The 15,807-nt window shown below is 74.4% G+C and carries 19 protein-coding genes; 10 read left to right on the forward strand and 9 right to left on the reverse strand.

Translation table 11 applies throughout. The features are described 5' to 3' along the window. Complete coding sequence (locus tag ACFVIU_RS20830) at nt 1-684, forward strand: uracil-DNA glycosylase (RefSeq protein WP_385844155.1); 684 nt, start codon at nt 1-3, stop codon at nt 682-684. A gap of 166 nt (nt 685-850) precedes the next feature. Then, entirely contained in the window at nt 851-1,351 is a 501-nt protein-coding gene (locus ACFVIU_RS20835; RefSeq protein ID WP_385844156.1) for a hypothetical protein, read from the forward strand. A 31-nt stretch (nt 1,352-1,382) separates the two neighbouring features. Here the strand turns inward: ACFVIU_RS20835 and ACFVIU_RS20840 are convergent, their stop codons facing one another. The 3 genes from ACFVIU_RS20840 to ACFVIU_RS20850 form a co-directional block, all read right to left on the reverse strand. Next, nucleotides 1,383-1,886: a hypothetical protein gene (locus ACFVIU_RS20840; RefSeq protein WP_385844157.1), complete on the reverse strand. Its 504-nt coding sequence runs from the start codon at nt 1,884-1,886 to the stop codon at nt 1,383-1,385. A gap of 114 nt (nt 1,887-2,000) precedes the next feature. After that, nucleotides 2,001-2,513, reverse strand: coding sequence for a DinB family protein (locus ACFVIU_RS20845; protein ID WP_385844158.1), 513 nt, complete (start codon nt 2,511-2,513; stop codon nt 2,001-2,003). Between the two features lie 57 nt (nt 2,514-2,570). Beyond that, complete coding sequence (locus ACFVIU_RS20850) at nt 2,571-3,161, reverse strand: TetR/AcrR family transcriptional regulator (RefSeq protein WP_385844159.1); 591 nt, start codon at nt 3,159-3,161, stop codon at nt 2,571-2,573. An 84-nt stretch (nt 3,162-3,245) separates the two neighbouring features. On the opposite strand from ACFVIU_RS20850, the gene ACFVIU_RS20855 reads away from it, so the two are divergent. After that, entirely contained in the window at nt 3,246-4,439 is a 1,194-nt protein-coding gene (locus tag ACFVIU_RS20855) for an FAD-dependent monooxygenase (RefSeq protein WP_385844160.1), read from the forward strand. Continuing rightward, nucleotides 4,436-5,347, forward strand: coding sequence for a Gfo/Idh/MocA family protein (locus tag ACFVIU_RS20860; protein WP_385844161.1), 912 nt, complete (start codon nt 4,436-4,438; stop codon nt 5,345-5,347). Before ACFVIU_RS20855 ends, ACFVIU_RS20860 begins: the two co-directional genes overlap by 4 nt. Here ACFVIU_RS20860 and lnt read toward each other — a convergent pair. After that, nucleotides 5,265-6,857, reverse strand: coding sequence for an apolipoprotein N-acyltransferase (lnt, locus tag ACFVIU_RS20865; protein WP_385844162.1), 1,593 nt, complete (start codon nt 6,855-6,857; stop codon nt 5,265-5,267). The two genes, ACFVIU_RS20860 and lnt, sit on opposite strands and share 83 nt — an antisense overlap. A gap of 134 nt (nt 6,858-6,991) precedes the next feature. Between lnt and ACFVIU_RS20870 the strand changes: the two genes are divergently transcribed. Continuing rightward, entirely contained in the window at nt 6,992-7,405 is a 414-nt protein-coding gene (locus tag ACFVIU_RS20870) for a GNAT family N-acetyltransferase (protein WP_385844163.1), read from the forward strand. A 7-nt stretch (nt 7,406-7,412) separates the two neighbouring features. Here the strand turns inward: ACFVIU_RS20870 and ACFVIU_RS20875 are convergent, their stop codons facing one another. Continuing rightward, the gene (locus tag ACFVIU_RS20875; RefSeq protein ID WP_385844164.1) at nt 7,413-7,895 is read right to left on the reverse strand and encodes a nuclear transport factor 2 family protein; all 483 of its coding nucleotides are present in this window, start codon (nt 7,893-7,895) and stop codon (nt 7,413-7,415) included. Between the two features lie 95 nt (nt 7,896-7,990). On the opposite strand from ACFVIU_RS20875, the gene ACFVIU_RS20880 reads away from it, so the two are divergent. Next, on the forward strand, nt 7,991-8,620 hold the full coding sequence (locus ACFVIU_RS20880; protein ID WP_385844165.1) for a DUF4291 domain-containing protein: 630 nt from the start codon (nt 7,991-7,993) through the stop codon (nt 8,618-8,620). A 36-nt stretch (nt 8,621-8,656) separates the two neighbouring features. Here the strand turns inward: ACFVIU_RS20880 and ACFVIU_RS20885 are convergent, their stop codons facing one another. Together ACFVIU_RS20885 and ACFVIU_RS20890 are read right to left on the reverse strand one after the other, a co-directional pair. Next, on the reverse strand, nt 8,657-8,836 hold the full coding sequence (locus ACFVIU_RS20885; protein ID WP_385844167.1) for a hypothetical protein: 180 nt from the start codon (nt 8,834-8,836) through the stop codon (nt 8,657-8,659). 337 nt (nt 8,837-9,173) lie between these two features. After that, entirely contained in the window at nt 9,174-9,689 is a 516-nt protein-coding gene (locus tag ACFVIU_RS20890; RefSeq protein ID WP_385844168.1) for a GNAT family N-acetyltransferase, read from the reverse strand. A gap of 429 nt (nt 9,690-10,118) precedes the next feature. Between ACFVIU_RS20890 and ACFVIU_RS20895 the strand changes: the two genes are divergently transcribed. From ACFVIU_RS20895 to ACFVIU_RS20905, 3 genes are read left to right on the forward strand one after another with little or no spacing between them, the layout of a single operon-like run. Beyond that, nucleotides 10,119-11,267, forward strand: a complete 1,149-nt coding sequence (locus tag ACFVIU_RS20895) for a Gfo/Idh/MocA family protein (protein ID WP_385844170.1) — start codon at nt 10,119-10,121, stop codon at nt 11,265-11,267. After that, nucleotides 11,264-12,193, forward strand: a complete 930-nt coding sequence (locus ACFVIU_RS20900; protein ID WP_385844171.1) for a PmoA family protein — start codon at nt 11,264-11,266, stop codon at nt 12,191-12,193. Before ACFVIU_RS20895 ends, ACFVIU_RS20900 begins: the two co-directional genes overlap by 4 nt. Further along, nucleotides 12,190-12,915 (forward strand): cupin domain-containing protein, encoded by a 726-nt coding sequence (locus ACFVIU_RS20905; RefSeq protein ID WP_385844172.1) that lies wholly within the window; start codon nt 12,190-12,192, stop codon nt 12,913-12,915. The genes ACFVIU_RS20900 and ACFVIU_RS20905 overlap by 4 nt, the downstream gene beginning before the upstream one ends. A 22-nt stretch (nt 12,916-12,937) precedes the next feature. On the opposite strand, the gene ACFVIU_RS20910 is transcribed toward ACFVIU_RS20905, so the two are convergent. Both ACFVIU_RS20910 and ACFVIU_RS20915 read right to left on the reverse strand, forming a co-directional pair. After that, the gene (locus ACFVIU_RS20910) at nt 12,938-13,408 is read right to left on the reverse strand and encodes a winged helix-turn-helix transcriptional regulator (protein WP_385844174.1); all 471 of its coding nucleotides are present in this window, start codon (nt 13,406-13,408) and stop codon (nt 12,938-12,940) included. A gap of 53 nt (nt 13,409-13,461) precedes the next feature. Continuing rightward, nucleotides 13,462-14,202, reverse strand: a complete 741-nt coding sequence (locus ACFVIU_RS20915) for a TVP38/TMEM64 family protein (protein WP_385844175.1) — start codon at nt 14,200-14,202, stop codon at nt 13,462-13,464. A 315-nt stretch (nt 14,203-14,517) separates the two neighbouring features. Between ACFVIU_RS20915 and tuf the strand changes: the two genes are divergently transcribed. Next, nucleotides 14,518-15,693, forward strand: coding sequence for an elongation factor Tu (gene tuf, locus ACFVIU_RS20920; protein ID WP_385844177.1), 1,176 nt, complete (start codon nt 14,518-14,520; stop codon nt 15,691-15,693). The last annotated feature ends 114 nt before the right edge of the window (nt 15,694-15,807 follow it).

The following is a 15,807-nucleotide window of genomic DNA, read 5'->3' on the forward strand; positions in this document are numbered from 1 at the left end:
GTGACCGACACCGCCATGCTGCCCGAGTCCTGGCGCGGGGTTCTGAGCGACGAGCTGCAACAGCCCTACTTCAAGGAGCTGACCGAGTTCGTCGAGGAGGAGCGGGCGAAGGGTCCTGTCTACCCGCCGCGCGAGGAGGTCTTCGCCGCGCTGGACGCCACGCCGTACGACCAGGTCAAGGTGCTGATCCTCGGCCAGGACCCGTACCACGGCCCGGGCCAGGGGCACGGCCTGTGCTTCTCGGTGCGCCCCGGGGTGAAGACCCCGCCCTCGCTGCGGAACATCTACAAGGAGATGCAGGAGGAGCTGGGCCTGCCGGTCCCGGACAACGGCTACCTGATGCCGTGGGCCCGCCAGGGCGTGCTCCTGCTCAACGCGGTGCTCACCGTGCGCGAGGGCGAGGCGAACTCGCACAAGGGCAAGGGCTGGGAGAAGTTCACCGACGCGGTGATCCGCGCGGTGGCCGACCGCAGCGACCCGGCGGTGTTCGTGCTCTGGGGCAACTACGCCCAGAAGAAGCTCCCGCTGATCGACCAGGAGCGGCATGCGGTGGTGAAGGGCGCCCACCCCTCCCCGCTCTCCGCGAAGAAGTTCTTCGGCTCCCGCCCCTTCACCCAGATCAACGAGGCGATCGCGCGCCAGGGCCACACCCCGATCGACTGGACCATCCCGAACCTGGGCTGAGCGCCGAGGCTGAGCGCCCCGAAGGGGCGCGGGGAACTGCGCGACCAGCCACGACGATGCCGCACCCGACCGCGGCCGGCAAGCACAACGGCGCCGCCTGACCCGGAAACCCCGCATAGCCGGTTAGCGTCGAAGACAGACACCTGACGACGGCCCGGAGGACGCGGTGGTGGAGCGACAGGACCAGGCGGCGCCGGACGCCCTGCTGACGCGGATCGGCCAGGTCGTGATGCTGCACCACGGCGGCGACCGGGAGGAGGCCCGCAGCCGCTTCCTCGACCTGTGGGCGGAGGTCGGCGAGCACGGCGCCCCGCTGCACCGCTGCACCCTCGCCCACTACCTCGCCGACACCCAGGACGATCCGGCGGACGAACTCGCCTGGGACCTGCGGGCCTTGTCCGCGGCGGAGGAGCTGGCCGACGGGCGCGGCGGCGATCCGCTGACCGTCCGGGGCTTCTTTCCCTCCCTGCATCTCAACCTGGCCGCGGACTACGCCAAGCTGGGCCGCCCCGAGGCCGCCCGCAGCCACCTCCGCCGGGCCCGCAGTGCCGCGGGCACGCTCACGGACGACGGGTACGGGGCCGGCGTGCGGGCGGCGATCAGGCGCCTGGCCGTGCGGCTGGGGGAGGACGGCGACGGCAGCTGCGGGCCGCCGCGCCAGCGGTAGCCGGCGGGGCGCTGCCGATCGGCGGCGCCGGTCAGCGGCCGTAGGTCTCCTCGCAGATCACCGCCTCCGGGCTGTCCTTGCGCCAGCCGCCGTACTGCCTGCCCAGCGCGCAGACGTCCGGGGTCTTCGGGATCGTCCGGGGCAGGCCCGGAACGCGGGTGTGGGTGCGCCGGTGGTGGTGATGCGGGTGGTGCGGCCGAGCGCGCGGGCGCGGCGGTGCCGCCGGAGCGGCCGGAGCCGCCGGGATGTGCGGGTGGTGGACGGCCGGGGGTGCGGCGGCGGGCCGGTGCGGAGTCGCCGGCCCGGAGTGCTTCGGGTGCGGGGGGTACGGCCCGACCATCTCCAGCGCCTCACGGGCCGGTGCCTGCACCACCCGGGGCTCCCCGCTGCCGTCCGGCCGGGGCACCGGCGGCAGCGCGGTCGCCGATGCGGGCGGGGGCCCGGGAGGTGCCGGGCGCGGAACCGTCATACAGCCCGTGAGGGCCGATACGGCCATGGTGACCAGGAGCGCTGCGGTGGTGGTCGTTCGATGCACCGCGCAAGAATGCTGGGTCGGCCCGTCGTTTCGCACCGGGGAGCGAAGGTTCGGACCCCCGCACGGGTGATTGCGTGCCCCGGACGAGGGGTTTCGGCGGCTCGGGGCTGACGTTCAGTCGCCGGTGACGCCGTCGATGCGCTCGCGGAGCAGATCGGCGTGGCCGTTGTGCCGGGCGTACTCCTCGATCATGTGCGTGTAGATCCAGCGCAGGTTGAACGACTCGTTCGTGCGCCGGTGCCGGCCCTTGGAGAGGTCGTCCAGAGCGAAGCCGGCCGCGTGCCGCCGGGCCGCCTCGATCTCGGCCTGCCAGGTGGCGTGGGCCTCCGCCCAGGTGTCCGACTCGGTGACCCGGAAGTCGCCGTCGGGGCCCTCTTCGGTGAAGTAGATCGGCCCGGCCTGCTCGTCCGCCAGCACCCGGCGGAACCAGTTCCGCTCGACCTCCGCCATGTGCCGCACCAGCCCCATCAGAGACAGCATGGACGGCTCCGCGGACGCGGTCCGGAGCTGGGCGTCGGTCAGGCCCTCGCACTTGTGGGCCAGGGTCTGGCGATGGTATTCGAGCCAGCCCTCCAGCATGGTGCGTTCGTCGGCGGTGGTCGCGGGTTCACGGCGTTCCATGGTCATGACGGCATCCTCACCCGGTGCGGACCGGGGAAACCATCGGTTTTTCGGCTCCGGGGCTCAGCGGCCCAGCATGCCGGTGAGCAGCTCGCGCAGGCCGGTGCGGATCTCGGCCAGGCCCGGGGTCCGTGCGCCGAAGGAGCCCGCCGCGCAGGAGAACATCAGCCCGTCCGCCCAGGCGACCAGCGACAGCACATGCCGGTCCGGGTCGGGGGAGCCGGCGGCGGTGAGCAGTGCGGCCAGTTGCTCCTTGAAGACGGCGCCGGTCGCGTCGTAGAAGGCGCGGAGTTCGGGGCGGCGGGTGGCCTCCAGGGCCAGTTCGTAGCGGGCGATGAGCAGCTCGCGGTTGCGGGTCAGGGAGCGGTGCAGCGCGAGGGCCAGCCCCTCGGCCAGCGCATCGGGTCCGTCCCCGGGGTCCGGGGTCTCGTCCAGGGCCAGTACCCGCGCCTCCCGCTCGGCGTGCCGCCGTACCGCGAGTTCCAGCAGGGCCTGCCGGGTGCGCGCCACGTTCGACGTCGAGCCCGGCGGCAGCCCGGCCGTCTCGTCCACCGCCCGGTGGGTCAGCCCGCGCATCCCGCGTTCGGCGAGCAGGGCGAGGGCGGCGTCGGCGACGAGTTCGGCGCGGGAGGCGTTCGGGCTGCTTGCGGGCATGGGGTGACCCTATCCGAGTCACTACTTCTGTAGTACGGTCGACGCATCGGTTAACTACATCTGTAGTGATTGGGTGGAGGGGTCATGGTGAAGCGGTCGGCGTGTGCGGTGGTCATCGGGGGCGGGATCGGCGGCCTGACCGCCGCCGCGGCCCTGCACCGGCGCGGCTGGCAGGTGACCGTGCTGGAGCGGGCCCGCTCGCTGGAGCCGGTCGGCGCGGCCATCTCGCTGGCCCCGAACGCCCTCGCCGCCCTGGACGTCCTCGGCGTCGGCGAGGAGATCCGGGACCTGGCCGCCTGGCAGGGCGACGGCGGGCTGCGCACGCCGAGCGGCCGCTGGCTGTCCCGGTCCAGTGCCCGGGCCGCCGCCGACCGCTTCGGCGGACCTCTGGTCCTGCTGCCCCGCGCCACCCTGGTCGACCGGCTCGCCGCCCTGCTCCCGCCCGGCGCCGTCCGGACCGCCTCCGCCGCGACCCTCACCGACCCCGGCGACCGCGACCGGCCCGCCCGGGTCACCACCGGCGGCACCGAACGGGAAGCGGACCTCGTCGTCGCCGCGGACGGCATCAGCTCCCGGGTGCGCGCCGCACTGTTCCCCCTGCACCCCGGGCCGGTCCACGCCGGGTTCACCACCTGGCGGCTGCTGCTGCCCCTGCCCGGCGCGCGGTTCGCCTCCCACGAGACCTGGGGCCGCGGCCGGATCTGGGGCACCCACCCGCTCAAGGACGGCCGGGTCTACGCGTACGCGGCCGCCCTGGCCCCGGCCGGCGAGCGGGCCGCCGACGGCGAGAAGGCCGAACTGCTGCGCCGTTTCGGCGACTGGCACGAGCCGATCCCCGCCGTCCTCGCCGCCGCCCGTCCCGAGGACGTCCTCCGGCACGACGTGCACCACATCGCCACGCCCCTGCCCGCCTACCACCTGGGCCGCACCGCCCTCCTCGGCGACGCCGCCCACGCCATGCCGCCCACCCTCGGCCAGGGCGGCAACCAGGCCATCGAGGACGCGGTGGTGCTCGCCCACCACGCGCCCGACCTCGTCGCCTACACCGCGGACCGGCTGCCGCGGACCACCGGGATCGCCCGCCGGGCCGTCAAGGTGGCCCGCGTGAACCTGGCCCGCGGCCGGGCGGCCGTCGCCGTACGCGACACCGCGGTCGCCGTGCTGTCGAAGGCCGGACCCGCGCTGTTCCTGCGCGGCTTCGACGGCATCGCCGACTGGCGGCCCCCGTATGCTTCCGAGCAGGCACACGCCGGACAGCGGCAGGGGAGACACAGGTGAAGATCGGCTGCATCGGACTCGGGGACATCGCCCAGAAGGCGTATCTGCCGGTGCTCGGCACCCAGCCGGGAACCGAACTCCACCTCCAGACCCGTACCCCCGCGACCCTCCACCGGGTCGCCGACGCCCTGCACCTGCCGCGGGAGCAGCGCCACGCGGACCTGGACTCGCTGCTCGCCGCCGGCCTCGACGCCGCCTTCGTGCACGCGCCCACCGCCGTCCACCCCGAGATCGTCACCCGGCTGCTGGAGGCGGGCGTCCCGACCTACGTCGACAAGCCGCTGGCCTACGAACTCGCCGACTCCGAACGGCTGGTGGACCTCGCCGAGCGGCGCGGCGTCTCCCTCTGCGTCGGCTTCAACCGGCGCCACGCCCCCGGATACACGCAGTGCCTGGACCACCCGCGCGAGCTGATCCTCATGCAGAAGAACCGGATCGGACTGCCCGAGGAGCCGCGCTCGCTGATCCTGGACGACTTCATCCATGTCGTCGACACCCTGCGCTTCCTGGTGCCGGGCCCGGTCGACGACATCACGGTCCGCGCCCGCGTCCGGGACGGTCTGCTGCACCACGTCGTGCTCCAGCTCGGCGGGGACGGCTTCACCGCGCTCGGCGTGATGAACCGGCTCAGCGGCTCCACCGAGGAGATCCTGGAGGTCTCCGGCCAGGACACCAAGCGCCAGGTGCTCAACCTCGCCGAGGTCGTCGACCACAAGGGCCAGCCGACCGTGCGCCGGCGCGGCGACTGGGTGCCGGTCGCCCGGCAGCGCGGCATCGAGCAGGCGGTCCTCGCCTTCCTGGACGCCGTGCGGGCCGGCAAGGTGCTCAGCGCCCGGGACGCGCTGGCGACCCATGAGCTGTGCGAGCGGGTGGTACGAGCGGTTCAGGAGCGTTCCGGCGCAGCCTGAGCGCCCGTGTCCCCTCCGCCGCGCACACCACCACCAGCACCAGCAGCGCGCCGTGCACCGGCCAGTCGCCGTAGCGGACGTACGGCGTGACACCGTGCGCGAGCGGTACGTCGTACACCCGGGCGGTGCTCGCACCGGTGCCGAGCCACGGTCCGAGCCGCTGCCCGCCCGGCCCGTACACGGCGGAGACCCCGGTGAGGGTCGCGTGCACCATCGGCCGGCCGGTCTCCGCGGCGCGCAGCGCGGCAAGTGAGGCGTGCTGCGCCGGTGCCCAGCTGTCCTGGAAGGTGGAGGTGGCGGACTGGCCGAGGAGGACGTCCGCACCGTCCCCCGCGAGATGCCGGCTCATGTCGGGGAAGGCAGTCTCGAAGCAGACCAACGGGCCGATCCGCAGCCCGTGCCCGGCCTCCATGACCACCTGCGCGGTGCCGCGCCGGCGGTCCTCGCCGGCCGCCTTGCCCACGGAGGTGGCCCAGCCGAACAGCGAACGCGCCGGTATGTACTCCCCGAACGGCACCAGCCGCATCTTGTCGTACCGCGCGCCGGTCGGGCCGTCCGGCCCGATCAGCACCGAACTCTTGTAGATGCCGGGCCGGTCGGAGCGGCGGGCGTCCACGTTCACCAGCACGTCCGCACCGGTCCGCCGGGACAGCGCGGTGATCCGCCGGGCCAGGTCGGGCCGGTCCGCCAGGTCGAAGCCGACACTGGACTCGCCCCACACCACCAGGTCCACGCCCCGCCCGGCGAGCCGCCGGGTCAGCTGCTCCTCGCGATCGAACCGCCGCTCGGCGCTGTCCCGCCCGCCCACGACACCCGGCTGTACGACGGCGATCCGCGCCCGCCCGTCGATCCGGGGACGCGGCGCCCACGCCCAGGCCGCGGAGGTCGCGGCCGCCACGGCGACCAGCGAGGCTGCGGCGACCAGCGAGGCCACGGCGGGCAGCCGCGCGGCGCGCACGGCCAGCAGCACCGCGACCGCCACGTTCACGGCCACCACCAGGAAGCTGAGCAGCCACACCCCGCCGACCGAGGCCAGCCGCAGCGCCGGGCCCACCTGCCACTGGCTGGCGCCCAGCAGCCCCCACGGCCCGCCCAGCCCCTGCCAGGACCGCACCAGCTCCGCCAGCAGCCAGCCCGAGGGCAGCACCAGCAGCGCGGCCGCGCACCGGCCCGGCGAGGGCAGCCCGCCGAGGTACCGGCGCACCAGCCAGCCCCAGGGCGCCCAGAGCGCGCCCAGCAGCGCGCCGATCAGGAAGATGAAGACGTGCAGGCTCGGCAGCAGCCAGTGGTGCAGGGCGACCATGAAGCCGAAGCCGCCGCACCAGCCGTCGTACGCCGCCCGCCGCCCCGTGGGCGCCGAGCGGGCCAGCAGGATCCAGGGGACCAGGGCGACATAGGCGAACCACCACAGCGCCGGAGCAGGGAACGCGAGCACGGGCAGCGCGCCCGCGAGCGCGGCGGCGCAGGAGCGCCGCCAGGGGGAGGTCAGCCAGTGGTCGATCATCCTCATACGGACTCTCCCTACCCAGGCAGGTTCCCAGTGTGCGCGCCCGCGCCGATCTCCGACAGATGGGCCGGTGGGACAGCCCGGGACCTGCGGGAACCCCCGTCGGCGCGGACCGGCCGCGCTCTACGATGCGGGCCATGACGATCATGTACGAATGGCGCGGCGCCTTCGACAACGCCGCCGTCGACGCCCTGCACGCCGAGGCGTTCGGGCATCCTTCGACCCCCGTCGACTGGCACACGCGCCTGCACCGGCACAGCCTCGGCTGGGTCTGCGCCCGGGCGGAGGGCCGACTGGTCGGCTTCGTCAACGTCGCCTGGGACGGCGGCGCCCACGCCTTTCTGCTCGACACGATGGTCGCCGCCGACCTGCGCCGTAGCGGTGTCGGCAGCGGCCTGGTGGCCACCGCGGCACGCTCCGCCCGCGCGGCGGACTGCGCCTGGCTGCACGCCGACTACGAGGCCCACCTGCGCCCCTTCTATCTGGAGGGCTGCGGCTTCCGGCCGACGGAGGCGGGGCTGCTCGACCTTTCGGCGACGGCGGCCGGGTAGCCGAGGCTCAGCCGGGCAGTGGCGCGGCGCCGCGGTCCGGCAGCCGGCGCCACTTCTCCTGCACGACCACCTCACGCAGCCGCCATCCCTCGGCCGTGCGCAGCAGCGCGAACGCGTACCGGCCGCCGCACACCAGGTCGGGGGCGCCGGACCGATCGGCGTCCGTGAACCGCATCGGGTTCACATAGTCGGCCCGGACCCGGGCCGTGTCCCCGGTGTCCTGCTCCAGGACCTCGAACCGGATCCGGCGATTGACGATGAGATGCTGCCGTACGGCGAACAGCCCCAGGCTCTCGGCAAGCCATCCGGCGACCCGCCCCGCGTCGCCCTCGACGCCGCCGGCCGAACGGTAGTCGGCGCGCCCGTCCGCCGTGAACAGCCCCCGGTACGCCGCCCAGTCACCGTCGTCCACCGCCGCCGCGTACTCGGTGATCAGCTCGTCCACGGCCATCCGGTCCCGCACGGTCGCGAGTTCCACACGCTGCGTCATCGGCCAAGTGTTGGGCACGCGCGGCGCGGAGCCAAGAGGCGTGCGCGCCCGATATTCGGTGGTACGGAGCGGCACCGAGCGCCGAACCTGTCCCTGTGAACGATCAGAACGACACGAACGACCAAGCCCTCGCCCCCGAACCGACGTTCCGCATCCGGGCCCGGCACACCGAGTCCACGGTCACCGTCTACCAGGCCTACCGCCCGGAGATCGGCGGGCCGGCGGCCCGCACCGGTCGCTTCCCGGCCTCCTGGAAGCGGGACCGCATGACCTGGATCAAGCCGTCCTTCCTGTGGATGATGTACCGCTGCGGCTGGGGCACCAAGGAGGGCCAGGAGACGGTCCTGGCCGTCGAGATCGACCGCGGGGGCTTCGAGTGGGCGCTGCGCCACGCCTGCCTGTCGCATCATGTCGCGGAGCTGCACGGTGAGAAGGCCGACTGGCAGCGGCAGTTGCGGCAGTCCCCGGCGCGGGTCCAGTGGGACCCCGAGCGCGATCTGCACCACAACCCGCTGCCGTACCGCTCCTTGCAGCTCGGCCTCGCCGGCGCCGCGGCGGCCCGGTACGCCGACGAGTGGATCGTCGGCATCGAGGACGTGACCCCGCTGGCCGCGGAGATCCACGCGCTGGTGCGGGCCGGTGAAGAGGAGGCGGCGGCACGGCTGTTGCCCGAGGAGCGGCCGTACCCGATCGCCGAGGAGGCGCTCGCGCATCTGCGGGCGTGACCGCGCGGTCCGGCCGGCCGGAGTCGTCGGCTCATCTCAGGCCGCCTCGATGATCCCGTCGCGGACCGCCCTCGCCCACTCGATCACCAACAACTCGTACTCCGCGCGCTCCTGGGCCGACAGGGTGCCGCCCGCACGCAGCCATAACGCCCGGATCTGCTCGTTCACTTCGGCGGCAGACCGCACGGAACCAAGGGGCATGAAATCGGGGGACATGCGGGCCAGCCTAGGGGCAAGAACTGACACTGCGCTACCGCTCGGCTACGCAGACCGTATGGGCTTGGTCACCGCCGACGGAGGGCCACGCGCCGGGTCGAACCAGCCCAGGGCGCATATGCCCGACGCGATCGCCCGCTGGGTCCGGCACAGGCGGAGGCCGGCCGCGCCGGGCGACCGGCCTGTATGCCGCCCCTGGAGCCGCGTATCCGCAGGCGGCGGCCACCGCGCGGACCGTCGCGGCCGTCCCCCTGGGCCTGCCGTCGCGGCGCCCCCCCCGGCGCCCGGGAGATGTCCGGAAACGGCGACCGAGCCGGCCGGGGGCGCGCCCGTGGGCTCAGCCGACCGCCATCTGCCACCTGACCTCTCCGTCGTGCCACTGGTCGGTCGGGGTCAGGCCCGCCGCGGTGGCGACGGCGGCGGACGCCGTGTGGTCCGGGTGGATGTGCGCGGTGACCGTGTGCACCGGCTGCCCGCGCAGCCAGGCGACCAGGCCCCGGGCCGCCTCGGTGCCGATACCGCGCCGCTGCCAGGAGGTCCCCACCACCCAGGCGATCTCCGCTGTGGCTCCGCGGTCGTCGGCGCTGACGGTCGCCTGGACCGTGCCGGTCAGACAGGCCGCGTCGCGCAGCCGGATCGCCCAGTTGCACCAGGAGATGGCCGGGTCGGGCGAGCCCGCGACGAGGCGCTCGTAGCGGGCCCGCAGCGCCTGAGCGGTGTGCGGGGCGCCGCCGATGAAGGCGTGCAGGCCGGGATCGGACAGCACCGCGGCCATCTCCTCGGCATGCTCGACCCGCAGGGGCAGCAGGGTCAGCCGCTCGGTACGGATGAGGCCGGGCCGGAGAGCGATCACGAGCCCCTAGGGCCTCTCTTTCGGATCTTGTCGGCGTCGCGGGCTCTGGCACGCACATCTGCTGTGTTGTCGTCGCTCTCCCCCACGCTCGGCTGCGCTCGCGCGGGGGGACCCCCATCGCTCCGCGTCGCTTCCCTCCTCCGCCTTGCATCTGCACGCTCCCCCAAGCTCTCGACTCCGCTCGAGCAGGGGGCACCCCCATGAGCCCGCTCGGGTCGGCCGAGAAGGCGCCGGCGCCGCAGCCGACCTGATCCGAAAGACAGGCCCTAGTCTACGGAGACGCCCGACGGCGCCCCCGGCCTGCAAAGCGGTCCGCGCTGTTGACCGTTCCGGGCGCCGCCGCTTACGTTGCAGCGCAGGAGAAAGCGCTTGCTGGGTCTCTCGGCCGGCTGCGCGCCCGCCGCGTTCGGAGGAGTGCTGAACCCGCCCATGCCCCGCTCTTCACTTCCCTTCGCCGGCCGGCGCATCCGGGCCGCGGTCGTCGGCGCCGGTGCCATCGGGCGCGGCTCCCATCTGCCCGCGCTGGCGCGGCTTGCCGAGGAGGGCGAGACGGAGGTCGTCGCCGCCGTCGACATCGACCGGGACGCCGTCGAAGCCCTCCGCGCCGAGGCCGGCGTTCCGCACGCCTACACCGACCTCGACCGGATGCTCGCCGAGCAGCGGCCCGACCTCGTCACCATCTGCACCCCGCCCACCCTGCACCGCGCGCAGACCGTGGCCGCGCTGCGCGCCGGTGCCTGGGTGTGGTGCGAGAAGCCGCCGGTGCCCTCGCTCGCCGACTTCGACGCGATCGAGGCCGAGGAGGGCGCCGACGGGGGGCCGTACGCGGCGATCGTCTTCCAGCACCGCTTCGGATCCGGCTCCGCCCATGTGCGCCGGCTGCTCGCCGAAGGCGCCTTCGGGCGGCCGCTGGTGGCGCACTGCCAGACCACCTGGTACCGCGACACCGCCTACTACGCCGTGCCCTGGCGGGGCCGCTGGCACACCGAGGGCGGCGGGCCGGCCATGGGCCACGGCATCCACCAGATGGACCTGCTGCTCGATCTGCTCGGGCCGTGGCGGGAGGTGCGGGCGATGGCCGGGCGGCTGGTGCACGACGTGGAGACCGAGGACGTCTCCACCGCACTGGTCCGGTTCGACAACGGCGCCCTCGCCACCGTGGTGAACAGCGTGCTGAGCCCCGACGAGGTCAGCCGCATCCGTATCGACTGCGAGCGCGCCACCGTGGAGCTGACCCACCTCTACGGCCACGCCAACGACGACTGGCGCATCACCCCGGCCCCCGGTGTCCCCGCCGAACAGGCCGAGCGGTGGCGGGACTTCGGGCCGGACGTGCCCAGCTCGCACCTCGCCCAGCTGCGCGAGCTGATCGCCGACATGCGCGCCGGTGAGCGCCCGCGCAGCAGCGGCGCGGACGGCCGGACCAGCCTGGAGTTGATCACCGCGCTGTACAAGGCGGCGTTCACGGACACGACCGTGCGCGCGGGGGAGATCGGGCCCGGCGACCCGTACTACACCGCCCTGCACGGCGGCGCCCCCGGCTGGGCGCCGGTGACCGCCGAGGGGGCCCTGGCGTGAGCGGCGGACTGCGGACGGCGCACGTCCTCGGCGACCGGATCACCGTCACCGAACCCACCACCGGCGTCGAGCTGTTCGCCTACGTCTACCGTCCCGAGGCGGCCTGGGAGGCACCCCGGCCCTACCTCCACCCGGTCCGCACCCTCGCCGGTGACGTGGTCACCGGCTACCGCCCGCACGACCACCGCTGGCACAAGGGCCTGTCCCTGACCGCCTCGCACCTGTCCGGCGCCAACCTGTGGGGCGGCAACACCTATGTGCCCGGGCAGGGCTATCTCGAACTCCCCGAGCGGGTCGGCTCGATGCGGCACGCCGGTTTCGACGAGATCGTGGCGGACGACGGCCGGGCACTGATCGCCGAGCGGCTGACCTGGCACCCGTACGACGGTGAGCTGTGGGCCGAGGAGGAACGGCGGATCGAGGTCCACGACGTCGACCCCGGTGCCGGTTCCTGGGCGCTCACCTGGACCAGCGCGATCACCAACCGCCGTGCCGAGCCGCTGCGGTTCGGCAGCCCCACCACCGCCGGACGCGAACTCGCGGGTTACACCGGCCTGTTCTGGCGCGGCCCGCGGTCCTTCCGGGACGGGCGGATCCTCGCACCCGAGGGCGAGGGGCCCGCGCTGATGGGCACCCGGGCGCCGTGGCTGGCGTACTCCGGCGAGCACGACGGCACCGACGGCCACGCCACCCTGGTCTTCGCCCACGCCCCCGAGAACGACCACTCCGGCGCCGCCGGCACCCACCCGGCGCACTGGTTCGTCCGCAACGACCCGTTCGCCGCCGTCGCCCCCTCCTGGGCCTTCTTCGAGGAACTGGAACTCGCCCCCGGCGACACCCTCCGCCGGCGCTACCGGATCGTCGTCGCGGACGGTGCCTGGCAGCGCGAGGACGTCGTCGCGTACCTGGCGGCGCACCCGTGGTGAGCGCCGCGGGGAGCGGGTTCCCGGGCCTGCCGGGCGGGGTCGCCGTGTCCCGGCTGTGCGTGTACGACTGGCCCGCCGCCGACGGGGTCCGCGGCGGCACCCCCCATGTGCACCTGGCCTGTTCGGAGGCGTACGTCGTCACCGGCGGCCGGGGCGCGGTGCAGACCCTGACCGCGTCCGGCTACGAGGTCACCCCGCTCGCGCCCGGCACGGTGGCCTGGTTCACGCCGGGCACCATCCACCGGCTGGTCAACGAGGACGACCTGCGCATCACCGTCCTCATGCAGAACAGCGGGCTGCCCGAGGCCGGGGACGCGGTGCTCACGCTGCCGCCCGAGTACCTCGCCGACCCGGAGGCGTACGCCGCCGCGACCACGATCCCGGCGGACGCGCCGGAGGCGGAGCGGGAGCGGGTCGCCCGCGCTCGGCGTGACCTGGCTCTGGAGGGTTACCGAGCCCTGCGGGCCGCTCGGGAGCCGGAAGCGCTGGCCGCCTTCCATCAGGCCGCTGTGGCGCTCGTACGGCCCCGGGTCGCCGAGTGGAGAGAGCGGTGGCGGCGGGGTGCGCAGGCGGCGGCCGAGACCACGGGGCGGCATCTGGACCGGCTGGCGGAGGGCGATCCCGGACACCTCGCCGAGGCCGTCGTACGGGCCGAACTGCCCGCCGATCGCGGCCGGTTCGGCATGTGCGGGCGGCTGGACGTGTACGGGCCGCCGCGGTAGGCGCGGTGGCCCTGCGGTGCCGTCAGGCCGCCGTCGGGCCGGTGAGTGTCCAGCCCGGGGCCTGGGGGCGGGCCGTGAGGTCCTCGTGCCGGACCTCCTCCCCGCAGGCCCGGCAGGTGACGACCGGGACCAGTTCGGCGCCGCAGCTGTGCTCGACGACCATGGGCAGGTCGACGCCCTTGCGGAGATGGCGGTCGCCCCACTCCTTGAGCGTCATCAGGACCGGCTCCAGCTCCAGGCCCGCCGGTGTCGCCCGGTACTCGAAGCGCTGCGGGCGCTCGCTGTACACGTGCTTGGCGAGGATCCCGGCGTCCACCAGGCGGCGCAGCCGGGTGGCCAGGATGTCGCGCGGGGCGCCGATGTTGCGCACGAGCTGGTCGAAGCGGCCGTTGCCCAGGAACACCTCGCGCAGCACGAGCAGGGAGTACTTCTCGCCGACGAGCGCGAGGGCGTCGGCGATGGAGCAGGGGCGCGGATCCTTCGTGGCGGCCATGCGCCCAGTCTAGTGGCGGGTTCGGTTTTCCAACCCTCGGAGAGCCGGTGTGCTCAGCGGGCGCGCAGCTGGTGGCGCTTGCGCCAGGCCACCAGCGCCCCCGCGAGCGCCGGTACGGCGATGCCCGCCAGCGCGAGCAGGAAGGCGGGGGAGGTCGGCGCCGAGGCGCGGGCCCCGGCCACCGCGTAGGCGGCCGTGTTGGGGACCGAGCCGAGCGCCGTGGCCAGCAGGAACGGCAGCCAGCCCATCCGGGACACGGCCGCGCAGTAGTTCACCGCCGCGAACGGCAGCCCCGGGAAGAGCCGCGCCGCCAGCATCGACCGGAAACCGTGCCGGCTGAGCTGTCCGTCGGCCGCCTTCAGCCACCGGCCGCGTAGCAGCGGACGCAACGCGTCCTGCCCGAGCACCCGGCCCAGACCGAACGACACGCCCGCCCCCAGCACCGTCCCCGCCAGCGCCGTCGCCAGCCCGAGCGGCGCGCCGAACAGCGCGCCCGCCGCCAGGTTCAGCAGGGGACGCGGGACGAACGCCACGCTGCACAGCCCGTACGCCCCCGCGAACACCAGCGCCGCCGCGGCCCCGCTCAGCTGCGGCGGCCAGCCCCGCGTCAGCAGCCGCTGCGGCTCGAACACCAGCACGGCCACGGCCGCCCCCGCGAGCAGCGCCAGCAGCAGCGACAGCCGGGCGTACGGCGACAGCAGCGCACGCGTGCAGCGGGCGGCGAACCCGGTGCGGGGGAGCGGTATCGCCGCCGGAGCGGGCGCCTCGGCGACGGTGCTGGTGGCATCGAGCATCCGGTGACACTAACCGACACCGGGCCCTGATCGCCGCCGGGCCGGGGCGGGGCGACCCTGGCGCACCGCGGAAAACCGTTCGACGCGGGGTGCGGTGTCGGCGATGATCGACGACATGTTCCGGTATGCCTTCCTCCTCGCAGCATCCGCCGTCGCGGATGCGCCGAAGGCTGCCGCCCCGCTTCTGCCGGCCGCTGCCCACGGCGCCCGAAGCTGACCCTCTCCGGACAGACCGGCGGACCCCGCAGGGGGAGGGTCGGCGCACTCCTTGGGGTCCCGCATCCCGTACGACCGGAGAGGCTCCGAGGTACACCCATGTCCAAAACGGCCTACGTGCGCACCAAGCCGCACCTGAACATCGGCACCATGGGTCATGTCGACCACGGCAAGACCACCCTGACCGCCGCCATCACCAAGGTCCTCGCCGAGCGCGGCACCGGCACCTTCGTGCCGTTCGACCGGATCGACCGCGCCCCGGAGGAGGCCGCCCGCGGCATCACCATCAACATCGCGCACGTCGAGTACGAGACCGACACCCGGCACTACGCCCATGTCGACATGCCGGGCCACGCCGACTACGTCAAGAACATGGTCACCGGCGCCGCGCAGCTCGACGGGGCGATCCTCGTCGTCTCCGCGCTCGACGGGGTCATGCCGCAGACCGCCGAACACGTGCTGCTCGCCCGGCAGGTGGGCGTCGACCACATCGTCGTCGCCCTCAACAAGGCCGACGGCGCGGCCGACGAGGAGCTGACCGACCTGGTCGAGCTGGAGATCCGCGACCTGCTCACCGCGCAGGGCTACCCCGGCGACACCGTTCCCGTGGTACGGGTCTCCGGCCTCCGGGCGCTGGCCGGCGACCCGCGCTGGACGGCGTCCGTCGAGGCGCTGCTCGACGCCGTCGACACCTATGTGCCGATGCCCGAGCGGTACCTGGACGCGCCGTTCCTGCTGCCGGTGGAGAACGCGCTCACCATCACCGGCCGGGGCACGGTCGTCACGGGCGCCGTGGAACGCGGCACGCTCCGCCTGGGGGACCGGGTGTCGGTGCTCGGCGCGGACGTGGAGACCGTCGTCACCGGGCTGGAGACCTTCGGCAAGCCGATGCAGGACGCCCAGGCCGGGGACAACGTCGCCGTGCTGCTGCGGGGTGTGCCGCGGGACGCCGTCCGGCGCGGGCACGTCGTCGCGGCGCCGGCGAGCGTGGTACCGGCCCGGCGGTTCACGGCCCGGGTGTATGTGCTGTCCGGGCGCGAGGGCGGTCGTACGACGCCGATCGTGACCGGGTACCGGCCGCAGTTCTACATCCGCACGGCGGACGTGGTCGGCTCCGTGGACCTCGGCGAGGCGGGGGTCGCCCGGCCCGGGCAGACGGTGGAGATGACCGTCGAGCTGGGGCGGGAGGTGCCGTTGGAGCCGGGGCTGGGGTTCGCCGTCCGGGAGGGCGGCAGGACCGTCGGAGCGGGGACGGTCGTCTCCGTGGAGTCGTAGCGGGGGGGGGGCCGGGGGCGGGGGGCCGGGCGCCCCCCCCCCCCGGGTCAATGGGGGGGGGGAGAAACCCACCCCCGCCCCCCCCCCCCCCCCCCCCCCCCCCTCCGCGTGCTA

It is taken from the genome of Streptomyces sp. NPDC127190, from assembly GCF_042672505.1.
Lineage (GTDB): Bacteria > Actinomycetota > Actinomycetes > Streptomycetales > Streptomycetaceae > Streptomyces.

Excerpts from the sequence above, each read along its gene's own strand:
- ACFVIU_RS20910 (WP_385844174.1), bottom strand. The coding sequence starts at position 13,408 with ATGGCCGCCACGAAGGATCCGCGCCCCTGCTCCATCGCCGACGCCCTC.
- ACFVIU_RS20915 (WP_385844175.1), bottom strand. The coding sequence starts at position 14,202 with ATGCTCGATGCCACCAGCACCGTCGCCGAGGCGCCCGCTCCGGCGGCG.
- ACFVIU_RS20885 (WP_385844167.1), bottom strand. The coding sequence starts at position 8,836 with ATGTCCCCCGATTTCATGCCCCTTGGTTCCGTGCGGTCTGCCGCCGAA.
- ACFVIU_RS20845 (WP_385844158.1), bottom strand. The coding sequence starts at position 2,513 with ATGACCATGGAACGCCGTGAACCCGCGACCACCGCCGACGAACGCACC.
- ACFVIU_RS20855 (WP_385844160.1), top strand. The coding sequence starts at position 3,246 with ATGGTGAAGCGGTCGGCGTGTGCGGTGGTCATCGGGGGCGGGATCGGC.
- ACFVIU_RS20875 (WP_385844164.1), bottom strand. The coding sequence starts at position 7,895 with ATGACGCAGCGTGTGGAACTCGCGACCGTGCGGGACCGGATGGCCGTG.
- ACFVIU_RS20870 (WP_385844163.1), top strand. The coding sequence starts at position 6,992 with ATGACGATCATGTACGAATGGCGCGGCGCCTTCGACAACGCCGCCGTC.
- tuf (WP_385844177.1), top strand. The coding sequence starts at position 14,518 with ATGTCCAAAACGGCCTACGTGCGCACCAAGCCGCACCTGAACATCGGC.
- lnt (WP_385844162.1), bottom strand. The coding sequence starts at position 6,857 with ATGAGGATGATCGACCACTGGCTGACCTCCCCCTGGCGGCGCTCCTGC.
- ACFVIU_RS20895 (WP_385844170.1), top strand. The coding sequence starts at position 10,119 with ATGCCCCGCTCTTCACTTCCCTTCGCCGGCCGGCGCATCCGGGCCGCG.
- ACFVIU_RS20850 (WP_385844159.1), bottom strand. The coding sequence starts at position 3,161 with ATGCCCGCAAGCAGCCCGAACGCCTCCCGCGCCGAACTCGTCGCCGAC.